The 17830-nt window shown below is 30.7% G+C and carries 11 protein-coding genes; 10 read left to right on the top strand and 1 reads right to left on the bottom strand.

Going from position 1 to position 17830, the window contains the following annotated elements:
* The first annotated feature begins 178 nt into the window (after positions 1-178).
* The 10 genes from FHR24_RS14120 (at position 179) to FHR24_RS14165 (ending at position 16683) form a co-directional block, all read left to right on the top strand.
* Positions 179-1852, top strand: a complete 1674-nt coding sequence (locus FHR24_RS14120; RefSeq protein ID WP_167190334.1) for a hypothetical protein — start codon at positions 179-181, stop codon at positions 1850-1852.
* 69 nt (positions 1853-1921) lie between these two features.
* Complete coding sequence (locus FHR24_RS14125) at positions 1922-4900, top strand: glycoside hydrolase family 31 protein (RefSeq protein WP_167190337.1); 2979 nt, start codon at positions 1922-1924, stop codon at positions 4898-4900.
* Between the two features lie 130 nt (positions 4901-5030).
* On the top strand, positions 5031-5885 hold the full coding sequence (locus tag FHR24_RS14130) for a YihY/virulence factor BrkB family protein (RefSeq protein WP_167190340.1): 855 nt from the start codon (positions 5031-5033) through the stop codon (positions 5883-5885).
* Positions 5886-5930: 45 nt separating this feature from the next.
* On the top strand, positions 5931-6344 hold the full coding sequence (locus tag FHR24_RS14135; protein ID WP_167190343.1) for an HYC_CC_PP family protein: 414 nt from the start codon (positions 5931-5933) through the stop codon (positions 6342-6344).
* A 115-nt stretch (positions 6345-6459) separates the two neighbouring features.
* Complete coding sequence (locus tag FHR24_RS14140; protein WP_167190346.1) at positions 6460-10215, top strand: efflux RND transporter permease subunit; 3756 nt, start codon at positions 6460-6462, stop codon at positions 10213-10215.
* On the top strand, positions 10205-11422 hold the full coding sequence (locus FHR24_RS14145; RefSeq protein WP_167190349.1) for a TolC family protein: 1218 nt from the start codon (positions 10205-10207) through the stop codon (positions 11420-11422). The genes FHR24_RS14140 and FHR24_RS14145 overlap by 11 nt, the downstream gene beginning before the upstream one ends.
* A complete protein-coding gene (locus FHR24_RS14150) occupies positions 11422-11985 on the top strand; it encodes a helix-turn-helix domain-containing protein (RefSeq protein ID WP_167190352.1) in 564 nt (187 codons plus the stop codon). Before FHR24_RS14145 ends, FHR24_RS14150 begins: the two co-directional genes overlap by 1 nt.
* Positions 11986-12055: 70 nt before the next feature.
* On the top strand, positions 12056-14548 hold the full coding sequence (locus FHR24_RS14155) for a heavy metal translocating P-type ATPase (protein ID WP_167190355.1): 2493 nt from the start codon (positions 12056-12058) through the stop codon (positions 14546-14548).
* A gap of 4 nt (positions 14549-14552) precedes the next feature.
* Entirely contained in the window at positions 14553-16271 is a 1719-nt protein-coding gene (locus FHR24_RS14160; protein WP_167190357.1) for an efflux RND transporter periplasmic adaptor subunit, read from the top strand.
* A gap of 19 nt (positions 16272-16290) precedes the next feature.
* A complete protein-coding gene (locus FHR24_RS14165) occupies positions 16291-16683 on the top strand; it encodes a heavy-metal-associated domain-containing protein (protein ID WP_167190360.1) in 393 nt (130 codons plus the stop codon).
* 87 nt (positions 16684-16770) lie between these two features.
* Here the strand turns inward: FHR24_RS14165 and FHR24_RS14170 are convergent, their stop codons facing one another.
* Positions 16771-17829 (bottom strand): imelysin family protein, encoded by a 1059-nt coding sequence (locus FHR24_RS14170; RefSeq protein ID WP_167190363.1) that lies wholly within the window; start codon positions 17827-17829, stop codon positions 16771-16773.
* Position 17830 lies beyond the last annotated feature (1 nt).

Here is a 17830-nt window from a genome sequence, read left to right on the forward strand (position 1 = left end):
ATTTATACTAGATACTTATGGTACAATTAAATCTTAATTAAAATTAAATAATGTTTACAATTTTTTAAAACTACGTACAAATGTTAATTTTAGGTTAACTTCTTGTGAATTAGCGTCTTGGGGTTTAAAACGTCTTGTAATTTGATTATTTTTAGTATAACTAAAAAATAATTAAGCTATGAAACTAACAATTTCTAAATCCTTACTGTGTACTATAGTTACAGTAACATTTTTATTCTCGTGTAAAGAAAAAAAATCACAAAAAACCTCTTATTTAAATTTTCCTACTCCCTTAACTGTAGAAACACCATGGGATGTTGATAGGAAATTACAAACAGAATTAACAACAAAAGGAGAGTTTACACAAGTACAACGTTTGTTTGAAATTTTATCTTGGCAATGGTTTATTTCTTTAAACTGGCCTTTAGATGCAAAGGGCAACCCACAAGCAAATATTTCTGACAATGGAGATCCAGAGTGGTTTGAATGGAAAGAAAGTTATGAAGTTTTTAGACCCAATGGACAAGCACCAAGTCCTTGGGGAACGTTTAACCCTCCAAACCACTTTACTATTCCTAAAAACTATAACAATGAAAAAATCTTATTCAGAGCAAACAAATTTGTAGATTTTAAAAACCAAGATATAGAAGACGAAATAGACCAGGCATTTACAGGGCCTATTTGGGATCAAAATGGAAACATTACTCGTTATGAGGTTAGAATGAATGAAATTGAGTTTGATTATATTGTAAAGAACGAATTGTACAATTACGATGGACAAATTCAATTTTCTAAAAACGTAGGAAATGTTACTTTTCCTGAAGGAGCAAGAAAACAAGAAGGAGTTTTTGAAATTAAAGTTGCTTGGAAAATTTTAGAAGAATCAGATATTGAGTCTCGTTATTTTACTACAGAAGGATATGTGATTTCCTCTATTGAAGGAAATTATGAAAAGAAAAAAGTAGGAATGGTAGGTATGCATATTTCATCAAAAACGGAATCTTCACCGCAATGGATATGGACTACTTTTGAACATGTAGATAATTTAGAAGTAAATGAACTAGAGGTTGTAGATGGTAAACCCTTAAAAGCATCCTATCACAATTCTAATTCTATAGAGCCCGTAAACGTTTTTCCAGACACGACTAGGTTAAAAGCAGAAGGAAAACCTTTTAGAACACAAATACAACGTATAGATCCTATTTCTGGAGCTACTAAAGAGCTGAATTTAAATGTTCAGGCTTTGTTAAAAAATGCAAATTCTAAACTACAATACTATCAACAAATTGGTACACAATGGCCAACAGATCCATCTGCCAAGCCATATACATATGGAAATACAGGAGGAGCTGTTAAAGACACTATTTATACTTTGCCTGAGGCTGTAACTAATAAATCTGGAGGAAAACCAACTCCTGTTTATTTAACCAACATGATTATGGAAACGTATTTTCAGGGAGGTACTATTGTAGGGAATAATGAGCAGGTTGTACAAACTTATTTGCAAAGAAAAGATAAAAATTCTCCTTATAAGGTAGTGTATCAAGATACTTTAGGAAACACGACTACCAATGCTACTTCTGGTTTTGATGTTTATATGACCAATGAACCTGCCTATTTTCAAATGAATAGTAACCCAGTTGGGTATGATACATCAAACAGTCATCAATTAATATATGGTACAGAAAGCTGTATTGGATGTCATTTTTCTAGTAACATTGCTACAGATTATACTTTAAATGCAGACGGAACTAAATCTCCTGTATTTAATAGCAGACCTTCATCTGCAGATTTTAGTTGGTTGCTAAATCAAAAACCAAGTTTTTTACCAACATCAACAGAAAATAAATAAAGATTACGAGCCTTCAAATTTTTTGAAGGCTCATTTTTTATAAAAAATTCATCAAAAAAAAGAAAAGCTATGTCACAATTCGATTTTATTCAAGTAAATGAATTTCAACCCAATTTAGAGGGGTGGAATCAAATAGGTGCTATTAAAGAGTATCTATTTAGTAATAACAATAAAGATTTGTTGTTAATTAATGAAAATGGATATCAAGTTAAGATTTCATTTTTATCAGAAACAGCTATAAGAGTACGTTTTAAACCTGTGGTTAATCCCGATTACAGTGGAAATGAATCTTATGCTGTGGTAAACAGAAATTTAGGAAATGTATCTGTAAACTATATAGAACTACCAGACAACGGAGGGACTTTACATATTACTACTGGTCAGTTAGATATTTTTGTTGGTTTGGCTCCTTATGGAATATCTGTTCAAAAAGATGGAAAGGTAATTACCGAAGATACCTACAGCAAAAATATAGTGTTTAGTAATGAAGCGGTAGCTAACTTAAAAAAAGCTCCTACAACAGAAAGTTATTTTGGTTTTGGAGAAAAAGCAGGAGAAATTTTAGATAAGAAAGAGAACACAATGACTTTCTTTAATTATGATAACTTTTCTTATCTAGATGGTGGAGTGGTACCAGATGATAACACAGGTGGTCCTTTAAATCCGTCAAGTCCCTTGTACAATTCTATGCCATACTGTTTGGCTATTGGTAAAGGAGAAAACGCTATTAAATACGCTTATGGTGTGTATTTAGATAATGTATCTCAAACTTACTTTAACATGGGAGCTAATGATTATTCTGATATGGATGGTAAGTATTATTTTGGAGCTTTATACGGGGAGTTAGATTATTATATTATGATTGGTTCTACCAAAGATGGTAGTCAAAATGAGGCTTCTAGTGTCATCTCTCAATACTCTAAACTTACGGGAGCTTCTGCCATGCCACCCATGTATGCTTTAGGATACCAACAAGGGTGTTACGGATATTTTGATCGTGAAAAATTAGAAGGAATTGCCAAAGCTTATAGAGATGCAAATATTCCAATTGATGGATTGCATATAGATGTTGATTTTCAAGACAATTACAGAACCTTTACCAATAGTGAAGTAAAGTTTCCAAATGTAGGAGATATGTTTGAAAATTTACATAATGAAGGATTTAAATGTAGTACAAATATTACAGGAATTATTACAGCTAATCCATATGACGAGACAGGGAAACAACCAGGAGATGAAGGTTACAAAGGATATCCTACTCGTGATAATTTGGTAGATTTAAATGTAAACAGTGCTATGGAAAGCAATTATCTACCCAACACCGTTCCTCCATTAACAGATAGTAGTGAAGGGGATATTTCTCCATATCCACAAGCATTTATTTGGAATACACGATATGATGAAGGTAAAAATCCTAAAATTTTTATGGCTCAAGAAAGTTATGGTTCTGATACTTATTACCAAGGAAAACCTTATAATCCATATGTTAAAAATTATCCATCACCAGGACATCCACAAGGACAAAATAATTTAGGAACTTATGGGTATTATATGGATTTAGGAATTGAATCTGTAAAAGAGTATTGGGGAGCACAATACAAGTATTTATTAAGCAAAGGTTTAGATATGATTTGGCAAGACATGACCTGTCCTGCTTTGGTGGCTAATAGTGATAATGATACGGCTGTAAAATCTCTTCCTTTAGATTTAGAAATGTATGATAAGGTGACAAATCAATATCAACCTAATGCAAAAATCCACAACTCATTTTCTTTAAACTTAGTTACAGCAACTTATGAAGGACTGACAAAATTAAAGAAAGATGAAGCTACTGTAGGAAGTTATAACTACAAAAAAAGAAATTTTATTATTTCTAGAGGTGGTTTTGCAGGTGTACATCGTTATGCCGGAATTTGGACTGGAGATTCTGCAAGTAGTTGGGATTTCTTAAAAATTAACATTCCAGAAGTATTAAATATTGGTTTGAGTGGGTTGCCAATTTCAGGATGTGATATAGGTGGTTTTGCTGGCGGATCTGGAAGTGTGTCAGAAAACGGAACACACAAAGTAACACAATACGAGTTATTTACACGTTGGATGACTGCTGGAGCGTTTTTGCCTTGGTATAGAAATCATTACGATGGATATAATAAAAGTTTTCAAGAGCCTTTTTATTATGGTGAGCCTGTACCTACAAATTGTAGAAAATATATAAACATGCGTTACCAATTATTGCAGGTTTTTTATGATTATATGTTTGAAAGTACACAAAATGGATTGCCAATTTGTAGAGCTTTATTTATAAATGAGCCAAATGATATTAATGTTTTTAATTATGCAGATCAACAATTCTTTTTAGGGAAAGATGTGCTGGTTGCTCCTGTAACCGATGAAAACTGGAACAAAGATGTTTATTTACCCAACAAAAACAATTGGTTTGTTTTTGATGTAAATGGTGCTGCGTTACCACAACCTACACAAGGTGGTAAAGCGTACTCTTGGTACGTACCTTTAGATTTGGTGCCAGTATATATTAGAGAGGGAGCAATTTTGCCTATTCGTGAATTGACACAATTTGTAGATGCAGAAAAAGCCAATTATTTAAACTTCTTTATTTATCCAACAAGTAAAGAGGTTAACAATGTAACGACTTACCAATTGTACCAAGATGATAAAGTTTCTACCAATTTTGAAGAAGAAGAAGCTTATCGAATTACAGAGGTAAAGGCTACCAAAACTCAAACAGGTAGAAATCTTACTTTTAATAGAGCGCATAATAATTATACTCCGTTAGAATCATATTTCTTTGTTTCATTTTTGGGAGTACAAAGCAATCAAGCAGTAATTACCATTAACGGAAAACAATTAAAAGAATCTACAAAAGAAAAGGTTGAGAAAGCAACCAAAAATGCTTTTTATTATGATGAAGAAAATCAAAAAATAGTAACTAAAATAATAGATAACGTATCAACTATTACTATAGATATTGATTATACTTTTGAATTTAATATGGAGAGTGTTTTGTTAAATAATGCGGAATTAGTATAGTTGTTATTTCCAAATTTTGTGAAAAAGGAGAGCGAAAGCTTTCCTTTTTTGTTTTTAATCAACTAAATAGTACAATTAGTTTTATAGTATTGTAATAATTATTAAGGATTTAAAACTCTACTAAAATTTTATGAGCATTCGTTTTAAAGAAAATATTAAAATTATTACTGAAACCTACAAGAATTGGTTAAAAAATGATCCATTTCAATTAAGTGCAGCAGTTAGTTATTATGCCTTATTTTCTTTTCCTGCTTTGTTAATTATTGTAATACAAACAGCAGGTTTGTTTTATGATAAAACAGCCATAAAAAACAAAATATTAATAGAAATAAGCTCTGTACTAGGAAGAGATTCCGCAGAAAGTATTCAAACTATTATAAAAAATGCAGTAATAGAAGATCAAACAACTTTGGCTTTTATAGTGGGAATTTCCACACTTTTATATGGTGCTACGGGTTTGTTTATTGCTTTACAAAAAGCTTTAAATACAATTTGGGAGGTACCAATTACCAAAACAACAGGTTTTTTTAAAATGATAAAAAATAGACTTTTCTCTTTGAGTTTGGTTTTAATTATAGGTTTTTTATTATTAATATCTATGGTTGTTACCACTATTATATCTGGACTAAGTAACTGGATAGAAGCAAATTTTTCAGATTTTATATTAAGTGCAATCCATCTTATTAATTTTATATTATCACTAGGGATTATTACTGTTTTATTTGGGTTGATTTTTAAAATTTTACCAGATGTAAAACTAAAATGGAAACATGTTTGGTTAGGTGCATTTGTAACAAGTTTACTTTTTGATATTGGTAAATTTGCTTTGGGAATTTATTTTGGAACACTAAATCCTGAATCTACTTTTGGTGCTGCAGGCTCTATTGTTTTAATATTATTATGGGTGTCTTATTCTAGTCTTATTTTATTTTTTGGAGCTGAATTTACCAAAGTGTATTCAGAAACTATGTTGAAGAGAAATTAATAAGCCTTTGTTTTTTACTGCTAAAAATATGTACCTTTGTTTTGTATGAAAAAAGTATTTCACAAAATAACATCTTTATTAATGGCCATCGTAGTTTTGTTTTCTACGATGTCTTTTACTGTAGATATGCATTATTGTGGAGATACCTTAATGGATTCTTCTATTTTTAAAAAAGCAGAAGCTTGTGCTATGCAAATGTCAAAAACTCCTTTAAAAGAGTGTGTTGTCGACATGGGTAATTGCTGTACAGACAAACAAATCACTCTTACTGGTCAAGATGATTTACAACAAATAGCTGCTAAAACTTCTTTAAATCAACAAATATTTATTACCTCTTTTGTAGTTGCTTATTTAAATTTGTTTCAAGACGTAAATAAGGAAAACACATCTCACAAAAAATATTTTCCGCCACTCGTTAGCAAGCAAATCTATAAGCTAGACGAAACTTATTTAATTTGATTTTTTATTTAATAAACTTATTTAATCCTATAATGTGTCTTAATACATTGTAAGGATTTGTTATTGTATTTGATGTTTTTTAACATCTACATCTGTCAATTAAAATTTAAAAATCATGCTAAATAAAAGCATAAAATTTCTAATAGAAAACAAATTAGTAGCCTTGTTACTGCTTGTTTTGTGTATAGGTTGGGGAACAGTAAATTCTCCTTTTAAATGGAATACAGGTTTTTTACCTAGCAATCCTGTTGCTGTTGATGCAATTCCAGATATTGGAGAAAATCAACAAATTGTATTTACAAAATGGGAAGGACAATCTCCGCAAGATATAGAAGATCAAATAACGTACCCTTTAACCACTTCTTTGTTAGGGATTCCAGGAGTAAAAACCATTCGTAGCTCTTCTATGTTTGGCTTTTCTAGTATTTATGTTATTTTTAATGAAAATGTAGATTTTTATTGGTCTCGAAGCAGAATTTTAGAAAAATTAAATTCCTTATCAACTAATTTATTACCCAAAGACGCAAAGCCAACATTAGGACCTGATGCTACGGGTTTGGGACAAATTTACTGGTACACTTTAGAGGGTAGAGATGAGCAAGGAAATATTACTGGCGGATGGGATTTACAAGAACTACGTAGTATTCAAGATTATTATGTAAAATATGCGTTGTCCTCCGCAAGTGGGGTTTCCGAAGTAGCATCTGTAGGTGGCTATGTAAAAGAATATCAGGTAGACGTGGATCCTGAAAAAATGAGACAATACAATATCAATCTCAATCAAGTTGTAAAGGCCGTAAAAGAAAGCAATCAAGATATTGGAGCACAAACTTTAGAAGTTAATCAGGTAGAATATTTAGTACGTGGTTTGGGAACCATAAAATCTATTGATGATTTAGAAAATGCAATAGTGTCTTCTATAGAGTTTACGGCTATTAAATTAAAAGACATAGCTAAAGTTTCTTTAGGTCCCGCAGTTCGTAGAGGACTATTAGATAAGGAAGGGGCAGAGGCTGTTGGTGGAGTTGTAGTGGCTAGGTATGGTGCCAACCCTATGGAAGTAATTAACAATATAAAAACTAAAATATCTGAATTAAAAGGAGGCTTACCATCCAAAACATTGTCAGATGGTAGAATTTCACAAGTAACCATTATTCCTTTTTACGATCGTACAGAATTGATTCAAGAAACGTTAGACACTCTAAATGAAGCCTTAATTTTAGAAATACTAATTACCATTTTGGTAATTATTGTTATGGTTTTTAATATAAGGGCTTCTTTGTTAATATCTGGTTTGTTACCCGTAGCTGTCTTGGTGGTTTTTGTAACCATGAAAATTTTTAAAGTAGATGCTAATATTGTGGCTTTGTCTGGTATTGCCATTGCCATTGGTACAATGGTAGATGTTGGTGTTATTTTAGCAGAAAATATGATTCGTCATTTAGATGACGAACAAGAAAAGGGGCAAAAACTACCTATAAATGATGTTATTTATAACGCTACCTCCGAAGTGTCTGGAGCCATTGTTACTGCTGTAATGACTACCATTATTAGTTTTATACCTGTATTTACTATGGTAGGTGCAGAAGGGAAATTGTTTAGGCCTTTGGCTTTTACCAAAACAATGGCTTTAACAGCTTCTTTGGGTATTGCATTGTTTTTAATTCCTCCTTTTGCTGCTTTTTTATTTAGAAAAACAACAATTAAAAAGCAATTTGTTTTTGTGGTTCAACTAATATTAGTTGCTGTAGGAATTTTTGTTGTTGTTAAAGGTTTTTGGTTGGGAATTGTGCTAATTACTTTTGGTCTAAATGGTTTGTTTTTTATACAAGTAGCAGAAACTATATTTAGGGTAAAAATATATCAGTTTTATATTACAATTCATAAAAACACTGTTAATGTATGTATAGCATCATTTGCTGTAATATTTTTATTGGCAGAATATTGGAGGCCTTTGGGGTTTGATAGAGGTGTTTTTGTCAATTTTCTGTTTGTTTCAATTTTCTGTTTTGGAATTTTAGGAATTTTTTCTGTTTTTAGAATTTATTATTCTAAAATTTTACAATGGGCATTGGCAAATAAAGCGCTGTTTTTCATATTTCCAATTACAATTTTAATCTTCGGAATTGTAATTTTAAGAAATACAGGAAAAGAATTTATGCCCTCTTTAAACGAAGGTTCTTTTTTACTAATGCCTACATCTTTACCGCATGCTGGAGTTGCTGAAAACAAAAGAGTGTTACAGCAGTTAGATATGGCAGTGGCAACTATACCAGAAGTAGAAACTGTTGTAGGAAAAGCGGGGAGAACGGAATCTGCTTTAGACCCAGCTCCTTTATCTATGTATGAAAATATGATTCAATACAAATCAGAATTCATGCGTAACGATAAAGGAAAAAGACAGCGTTATAAAGTTGATAATAATGGCTTGTTTGAATTAAAAGATGGACGTTTGATTGCCAATCCTAATCAAACAAAAAATTCAATTTTCACTTCTGTCAAACATCAACAATTAATTGAAGATGAAAAAGGGGAGTATTATAGAAATTGGAGACCTAAAATACAATCACCCAATGATATTTGGAAAGAAATTGCAAGAGTTACCAAATTACCTGGAATTACATCAGCACCAAAATTACAACCTATAGAAACTCGTTTGATTATGTTACAAACAGGAATGCGAGCACCTATGGGAATAAAAGTTAAAGGACAAAGTTTAAAAGAAATCGAATCCTTTGGTTTGCAATTAGAAGAAATTCTAAAACAAGTAGAAGGTGTAAAAACAGAGGCCGTTTTTGCGGATAGAATTGTTGGTAAGCCTTATTTACTTATAGATATTGATAGAGAAAAAATTGCTAGATATGGAGTTTCTATTCAAGAAGTACAAAATGTTTTAAAGGTTGCTATTGGTGGAGTTCCATTAACACAAACGGTTGAAGGGAGAGAACGTTATGGTGTAAGAGTTCGTTATCCTAGAGAGTTGCGCAACCATCCAGAAACTCTTAAAAATATATATGTATCCTTAGCTAATGGAGGTCAAATTCCTTTGGGAGATTTAGTAACATTTCGTTATGAGCAAGGAGCGCAAGTAATAAAAAGTGAAGATACTTTTTTGGTTGGATATGTACTGTTTGATAAGTTGGAAGGCTATGCAGAGGTTGATGTGGTAGAAAATGCTCAAGATTTGTTGCAACAAAAAATAAAAAGTGGAGTGTTAAAAATTCCTAAAGGAATCAATTATCAGTTTACAGGAACGTATGAAAATCAATTAAGAGCAGAAAAAACATTGTCTGTAGTAGTGCCGTTAGCATTGGGGATTATTTTCTTAATTCTATATTTTCAATTTAAATCTATTAGCACCTCTTTAATGGTTTTTACAGGAATATCGGTTGCTTTTGCAGGTGGGTTTATCATGATTTGGCTGTACGGACAAAATTGGTTTTTAAACTTTGAACTGTTTGGAGAAAACATAAGAACTCTTTTTAATATAAAAACTATCAATTTAAGCGTGGCCGTTTGGGTTGGGTTTATAGCCTTATTTGGTATTGCTACAGATGATGGTGTGGTAATGGCTACTTATTTAACGCAATCTTTTAAAAGAGAAAAACCATCTACACAAAAAGAAATTAGAACCACAGCTTTACTTGCAGCTCAAAAAAGAATAAGACCTTGCTTAATGACCACGGTAACTACTATTTTGGCATTATTACCTGTGTTAACATCTACAGGAAAAGGAAGTGATATTATGATTCCGATGGCAATTCCCATTTTTGGGGGAATGGTTATAGATATTACTTCTTATTTTATAGTGCCTGTGTTGTATAGTTGGAGAGAAGAAGTAAAAATGAAAAGAAGTAAAAATGAAAAATAAGATATTAATTGTCATCTGCTTTTTAAGTTTTGGGGTTTCTAAAGCACAATCTCTAAGTAATTTGATAGAAATTGGTTTAAGGAACAATCCCCTAATACAAAAATTTGAATTACAACATCAAATTCAAACAGAAAAAGTAAAAGAAGTAAATACCTTGCCAAATACAGATTTTAGTGTTGGGTATTTTATAAGAGAGCCCGAGACAAAAACGGGAACTCAACGTTTTAAATTATCGGCAAAACAAATGTTACCTTGGTTTGGAACTATTACTGCTAGAGAAAATTATGCAAACTCCTTAGCTGACACAAAGTTTGAAGATATTGTAATTGCAAAAAGAAAATTGATTACATCTGTATCTCAAGCTTATTATAATTTGTATGCAAATCAACAAAAACAAAGAGTATTTGTTCTAAACATAAATTTATTACATACTTATAAAAAACTAGCGTTAACTGCTGTAGAGATAGAAAAAGCATCGGTAGTAGATGTGTTAAAATTGCAGATGAGAATTAATGATATTGAGCAATTAAAACAAGTATTAGAACAACAATTTTTATCGGAACAAACCTATATAAATAATCTATTAAATAGAGACAAGTCTATAAAAATTACTCCTTTTGATAAACTCCAAATTCCACAAATAGAAGAGGAATTATTACTAGATAATTTAAGCATTCATCCAGAATTATTAAAGTACGATAAATTGTATAGTTCTGTGGAACAATCAGAATTGTTAAATCAAAAAGAAAGTCACCCTTTAATTGGTTTTGGATTAGAGTATATTAATGTTGAAAGAATTACAGGTTTAAATGTTGTTGACAATGGTAAGGATGTTGTAATGCCATTGTTGTCTATATCTATTCCTATTTTTAATAAAAAATACAGATCTACTAGCAAGCAAAATGAATTAAAACAAAAAGAGATTCGTTTGGAAAAACAAGAGCGTTTTAACAAGTTAGAAACGTTGTTAGACAAAGCCACAAAAGGTAGGCAAGAAGCTAGAATTACATATAATATTCAGACTAAGAATAATGATCAAGCTCATAAAGCAGAAGAAATTTTAAGGAAAAATTATGAAACAGGAACAATTGATTTTAATGCTATTTTAGAAATTCAAGAACTACAATTAAAGTTTCAAATTAATCAAATAGAAGCTATTAAAAAATATTATATACAATCATCAATCATTAATTATTTAGTAAAGTGATGGAAAAAATATTTTATATAAAAAACATGGTTTGTGATAGATGCAAACAGGTGTTGCGTACTGAATTTAACAATGCTTCTATCTCTTTTAGCAAAGTAGACCTGGGAGAAGTGGTTGTTAATATAACTTCAGAAAAAGAGTTGCTTATTTTTAAAAACATCATTATTACAAATGGTTTTGAAATAGCAAGCAACGAGACAGATTTACAGGTAGAAAAAATGAAAGAATTGTTACAAGACAGAATAACAATTCAAACTGGTTTTGATGTGAAAATATCAGAATATATAGCTACAAAGTTGCATAAAGAATATTCTGTACTTAGTAAAATGTTTAGTACAAATGTTGGAGTCACGATAGAAAAATATGTGATTTATTTAAAAATAGAAAAAGCAAAAGAATTGATTCAAATGGGACAGTTATCATTTTCTGAAATTGCGTATAGTTTAAATTACAAAAGCAGTAGTCATTTGGCTAAGCAATTTAAATTGTTAACCGGTTTTTCTATGACCACTTATAAAACGACTAAAAACTGGAATCGAAAAACGTTAGACAAAATTGTATAAATAAGAACCGTAATCATACAAGTTAAAACAAAGCAAGAAAGGTAATTTTAACACTCTTAAAATTAAAAAAATGAAACATACATATCATATTCACGGAATGTCTTGTAATGGTTGTCGTAGTCATATAGAAAAAACTCTAGCTAAAGTAGATGGAGTTTCTAGTGTTCATGTAGATTTAAATAAAGCAGAGGCACTTATAGAAATGGAAAAGCATATTGCGCTAGAAACTTTTCAAAAAGCTTTAAAAAATGAAGGAGAACGTTATGGTATTCATCCTACAAAAACTCATCAACCTAAGGAAATAAAAACGAGTGCTAGTGGCAAAGGAACAGGTGTTTTTTACTGTCCTATGCACTGTGAAGGAGAAAAAACATATAACAAATTTGGAGACTGTCCTGTTTGTGGAATGGATTTGGTTGAAGAACAAAATTTGGAGATTTTACATTCAGAAGAATATACTTGTCCTATGCATCCAGAAGTGGTTAAGAATGAACCAGGAGATTGCCCTATTTGTGGAATGGATTTAGTGCCTAAAAAACCAGATACTACTACAGAAGAAAAAAACTATAAAACACTTTTAAATAAGTTTTGGATAGCTGTAGGTTTTACACTACCTGTTTTTTTTATTGCAATGAGCGATATGATTCCGAACAATCCATTATACAAAGTATTCACTCAAAATTATTGGAATTGGATTCAGTTTACACTTTCTGTCCCCGTAGTTTTTTATGCTACTTGGATCTTTTTTGAACGTGCGTATAAAAGTATCAAAACGTGGAATTTAAATATGTTTACTCTTATAGGAATTGGTGCAGGAGTAGCATGGCTGTTTAGTGTTTTTGGGCTTGTGTTTCCAAATGTATTTCCTTCCCAATTTAAAGCGGAAACAGGAACTGTACACGTGTATTTTGAAGCAACAACAGTCATTTTAACATTAGTACTAATGGGGCAGGTTTTAGAAGCTAGAGCTCATAGTAAAACAAATTCAGCAACTAAAGAACTGTTAAAATTAGCTCCAAACAAAGCTATTAAAATGGTTAATGGTCATGAAGAAGAAGTTTCTATTAATGCAATTAAAGTTGATGATATCTTAAAAGTAAAACCAGGAACTAAAATACCTGTTGATGGAACCATTACAGAAGGAGAAACTACGATAGATGAATCTATGATTACAGGAGAACCAATACCTGTAACAAAAATAATTAAAGACAAAGTAAATAGCGGAACTATTAATGGAAATCAAACTTTTTTGATGAAAGCGGAAAGAGTAGGAAAAGATACTTTACTCTCTCAGATTATTCACATGGTTAACAGTGCAAGTAAAAGTAGAGCTCCCATTCAAAAATTAGCAGACAAAGTATCTAAATATTTTGTGCCTATAGTTGTTTTTGTAGCGCTGTTTACTTTTTGTATATGGGTGCTTTTTGGACCAGAACCTGTTTATGTATATGCTTTTGTAAATGCCATTGCCGTATTAATTATAGCTTGTCCTTGTGCTTTAGGATTGGCTACACCTATGTCTATAATGGTTGGTGTAGGAAAAGGAGCTAAAAATGGAGTGTTAATTAAAAATGCAGCCTCTTTAGAAAAATTAAATACTGTAAATACTTTAATTGTAGATAAAACAGGGACTTTAACAGAAGGAAAACCAACTGTAGAAAAAGTAATTTCTTTTGATCAGGAATTTAATGAAGAAGAGGTTTTACAATACATTGTTTCTTTAAATATAAATAGTGAACATCCTTTGGCAGAAGCAACCGTACTTTACGGAAATTCTAAAGATATTAATATTTTAAAAAGCCGTCATTTTAGTGCTATTACAGGTAAAGGAGTAGAGGCTATTATACAGGAAGAAAAAGTAGTTTTGGGTAATCTTAAAATGATGGAAACCGAAAATGTAAAACTATCTAAAGAAATAGAAAACACAGTTGCTTTTTATCAAGAACAAGGTAAAACAGTTTCTTATCTGGCCGTTCATCATAAATTGATAGGAGCTGTCGTTATTGCTGATAAAATCAAAGAAAGTAGCGCAAAAGTTATTCAAGAACTTATAACTAAGGGAATTGATGTAATAATGTTAACGGGGGATAATTACAATACTGCCAAAGCTGTGGCTAAAGAATTAAATTTAACAGAGTTTAAAGCAGGTATGTTACCTAAGGATAAATTAAATTATATAGAAATATTACAGAAAAAAGGAAAAGTAGTTGCAATGGCAGGTGACGGAATTAACGATGCTCCTGCATTGGCAAAAAGTGATGTAGGTATAGCTATGGGAACAGGAACAGATGTGGCTATAGAAAGTGCTATGATTACTTTGGTAAACGGAAATTTAGAAGGAATTGTAAAGGCTATGAATTTAAGCAATGTGGTTATGAAAAATATCAAACAAAATTTATTTTTTGCTTTGGGATACAATTCATTAGGAGTACCTATTGCAGCAGGGATATTATTTCCATTTTTCGGAATTTTATTATCTCCTATGATTGCTGCATTGGCTATGAGTTTTAGTTCGGTTTCTGTAATAGCAAATGCCTTAAGATTAAAAAATAGTAAGATTTAACAAAATGAAAAAATATATAATTTATATCATTTTACTAGTTGTAGGAATGTTTTTTTTGGGGTGGATTTTTGGAGATTTAACCTCAAAAGAATTGACTCATAAGCATTCTAAAGAAACAGTTGCAAAGCAATTATGGACCTGTGCTATGCATCCTCAAATTATGCAAAGTGAACCTGGCAATTGTCCAATTTGTGGAATGGATTTAACTCCAGTAGACAGAAATACTCAAGGTTTACTAACCAATCAATTTAAATTGACAGAAAATGCAATGGCTTTGGCAAATATTGAAACAACTCTTGTAACAAACAATACAGCCGAGGTAAGTGAGATAAATTTATCTGGAAAAATTAATATTAATGCTGATAAAACAGCAATACAGCCAGCTCATTTTAACGGTAGAATAGAAGAGTTGTATATAACCTCTTTAGGTGAAAAGGTTACAAAAGGTCAAAAAATTGCAATGGTATATTCTCCAGAATTAGTTGCCGCACAGCAAGAATTAATTACTGCCTATTCTTTAAAAGAAACACAACCTGAATTGTATAAAGCTGTACATACAAAATTTAAAAATTTAAAAATTCACGGAACCGAATTAGACGAAGTTTTAAAGACAGGAAAAGTAAAAACCAATTTCACTATTTATTCACATGTTAGTGGTGTCGTTTCAGAAATAGCAGTAAGTAGTGGAGCTCATATTATGGATGGAATGCCTATTTTTAAGGTGGCTAATTTAACAACTGTTTGGGCAAATTTTGATGTCTATGAAAATCAAATCAGTACCTTTAAAAAAGGACAAAAAATAAAAATAACATCTACTACTTATCCTAATAGAGAGTTTGCAGGAATTGTAGATTTTATAGATCCTATATTAAATTCACAAACAAGAACCGTAAGTTTAAGAGTTGTTTTATCTAATAAAAGAGAAACTTTTAAACCAGGAATGTTTGTAGAGGGAACTTTAAAAATTCATCAAACCAAGCAAGCACAAGAAATAAATATTCCTGCATCTGCAGTACTTTGGACAGGTAAGCGATCTATTATTTATAAAAAGATGGATAAAAACGAACCTTTGTTTGAAATGAAAGAAGTTGTATTAGGGAATAAAATGGGAGCTTTTTATCAAATTTTAAAAGGAGTGTCTGTAGGAGATGAAATTGTAACTAACGGAACATTTACTGTAGATGCTGCTGCACAATTACAAGGCAAAAAATCTATGATGAATCCTAAAGAGAAAACAAAAAATACAGATATATATAATTCTAAAAGAATTGAAGTTTCTTTAGAATTTAAGCATCAATTAAACACAATTTATAAAGATTATTTAACTATAAAAAATGCTTTGGTTAAAGACGATCCTAAAACAGTTTTAAAAACATCTAAAATATTATTAGAAAATTTAAGTAAGATAAATACAGAGTTATTGACAAATAATGAAACTCAGAAACAATGGAACTTTATTAAAAAGGAAATAGAAATTACGTTGGATTTAATATTGAAATCCAAAGAAATAAACAAGCAGAGAAACTACTTTAAGCAGTTATCTAAAGCGTTTATTAATGCGGTAGAAAAATTTGGAGTTCAAGAAAAAGTATACAAACAATACTGTCCAATGTCTAATAGTAATAAAGGAGCATTTTGGCTGAGCAATAATAAAGAGGTTCTAAATCCTTATTTTGGTAAGAAAATGTTAACCTGTGGAGAAGTAAAACAAATAATAGAATAAAAATTAAATATATAATAAGATGAAAAAAATATTTTTAAGTGTTGCATTGTTAGCCGTTGTAGGTTTGGTAAGTTGTAAAAACGAAGCTAAAAAAGATAATGCTCAAACAGAGACTACAAATACCTTGGCAACAACTGATATTTCTTTTGGTGTAAGAGGGAATTGTGCTATGTGCAAAATGACTATTGAAAAAGCTGCAAATAGTGTAGAAGGGGTTACTAGTGCTAATTGGGATGTGAAGAAGAAAAAAATAGCTATTTCTTTTGATGCTTCTAAAACGAACGTTATGGCAGTTCATAACGCAATTGCAGATTCAGGTTATGATACTGATAAGAAAAAAAGAAACCAAGAAAATTACACCAATTTACCGGGGTGTTGCCAATACAGTTCTAAAATGGAAATGAATCAATAATAGTTTTATTACAATAAAAAATAGCCCTACAGTACGTATTATTGTAGGGCTATTTTTGTAACAAATTTTAGTAAGAAAATTCATTCTTTAGTCTCCATCATTATCTGTAGGTAATACTGTTACGGATAATAAACTTGCTCCATCTACGGAGAAATGATTGTTTAATTTTGTAAAAGAATTATACAACGTTTCTACCTTCGTATTATTTTCTGTAACAGCTGTATACAAACTAGTAGAAATTGCATCTATATTGCTGTAAACATCTGCAAAATTAAGTGCTATTTGTTTGGATAATTCTTTAGTTGTATCAATATCATCTACAATACTTTTAAAATTAACATCACTACTACTATATACTCGTTCTACTTCTTGTAAACTAGCTTTTATCAACTCTAAAGAAAATTGACTTCTATAAGCTTCTAATAAAGTAGGATCAATATTGTCTGATTTTTCTAAGCCAGCAGGTTTCCCTATTTTGGTTACTTTGTTTACATCTAATACATTAATAATTTGATTAAATGCTAAGCAACGTGCATTGTCTGTACAAGATTTTCCGTTAGAAGTTGAAAATTCTGTTTTGTATCCATCTTCCCAAAAATTAATTAAAGAGTTTATTTGATTTAGGGTTTCTTGACTAACGCTAAGTAAATAATCAACTCTAAAATCATCATTCTCCAAAAGAGTAAGTGCTTTGTTGGTATCTTGATTGTTAAATAATAAATATTCTAAAGTTCCTAGTCCTTTTATTGTACTACTTTTTGTAGCAAAACTTTCTATGTCTGCTACCTCTTTTTTAGCAATCACATTTTCTATAGTTGTTGTGTTGACAGGAAAGTTGTAAATGTTTACGTCATAAAATAAATTTTTTACCTTACCAAAATTGTAAACTCTTGTTAATGCATATGCATTAACAGTAGTTTTCCACTGATTTTGAAGTTTTTCTAAATTGGTTAAGTTTTTAGCTTCTTTAAATTCTTGTGTATAGGTTATCTGTGTTTCAATTTCTGATTTAAAATTGGTTAATGTAGGAAGTATATTTACCTCATAATAATTTTCATAAAAAGCATCTAAAGATTGTGTGTCATCATTTTTACAAGCAATAACAGTTAATAATATTGTTACAATGCTTAAAAATATTTTTTTCATT

Source organism: Wenyingzhuangia heitensis (genome assembly GCF_011762155.1).
GTDB classification, from domain to species: Bacteria; Bacteroidota; Bacteroidia; order Flavobacteriales; family Flavobacteriaceae; genus Wenyingzhuangia; species Wenyingzhuangia heitensis.

Bases quoted from the DNA above. Each gene is read 5' to 3' on its own strand.
- FHR24_RS14120 (WP_167190334.1), top strand. From the start codon at position 179: ATGAAACTAACAATTTCTAAATCCTTACTGTGTACTATAGTTACAGTA.
- FHR24_RS14125 (WP_167190337.1), top strand. From the start codon at position 1,922: ATGTCACAATTCGATTTTATTCAAGTAAATGAATTTCAACCCAATTTA.
- FHR24_RS14130 (WP_167190340.1), top strand. From the start codon at position 5,031: ATGAGCATTCGTTTTAAAGAAAATATTAAAATTATTACTGAAACCTAC.
- FHR24_RS14135 (WP_167190343.1), top strand. From the start codon at position 5,931: ATGAAAAAAGTATTTCACAAAATAACATCTTTATTAATGGCCATCGTA.
- FHR24_RS14140 (WP_167190346.1), top strand. From the start codon at position 6,460: ATGCTAAATAAAAGCATAAAATTTCTAATAGAAAACAAATTAGTAGCC.
- FHR24_RS14145 (WP_167190349.1), top strand. From the start codon at position 10,205: ATGAAAAATAAGATATTAATTGTCATCTGCTTTTTAAGTTTTGGGGTT.
- FHR24_RS14150 (WP_167190352.1), top strand. From the start codon at position 11,422: ATGGAAAAAATATTTTATATAAAAAACATGGTTTGTGATAGATGCAAA.
- FHR24_RS14155 (WP_167190355.1), top strand. From the start codon at position 12,056: ATGAAACATACATATCATATTCACGGAATGTCTTGTAATGGTTGTCGT.
- FHR24_RS14160 (WP_167190357.1), top strand. From the start codon at position 14,553: ATGAAAAAATATATAATTTATATCATTTTACTAGTTGTAGGAATGTTT.
- FHR24_RS14165 (WP_167190360.1), top strand. From the start codon at position 16,291: ATGAAAAAAATATTTTTAAGTGTTGCATTGTTAGCCGTTGTAGGTTTG.
- FHR24_RS14170 (WP_167190363.1), bottom strand. From the start codon at position 17,829: ATGAAAAAAATATTTTTAAGCATTGTAACAATATTATTAACTGTTATT.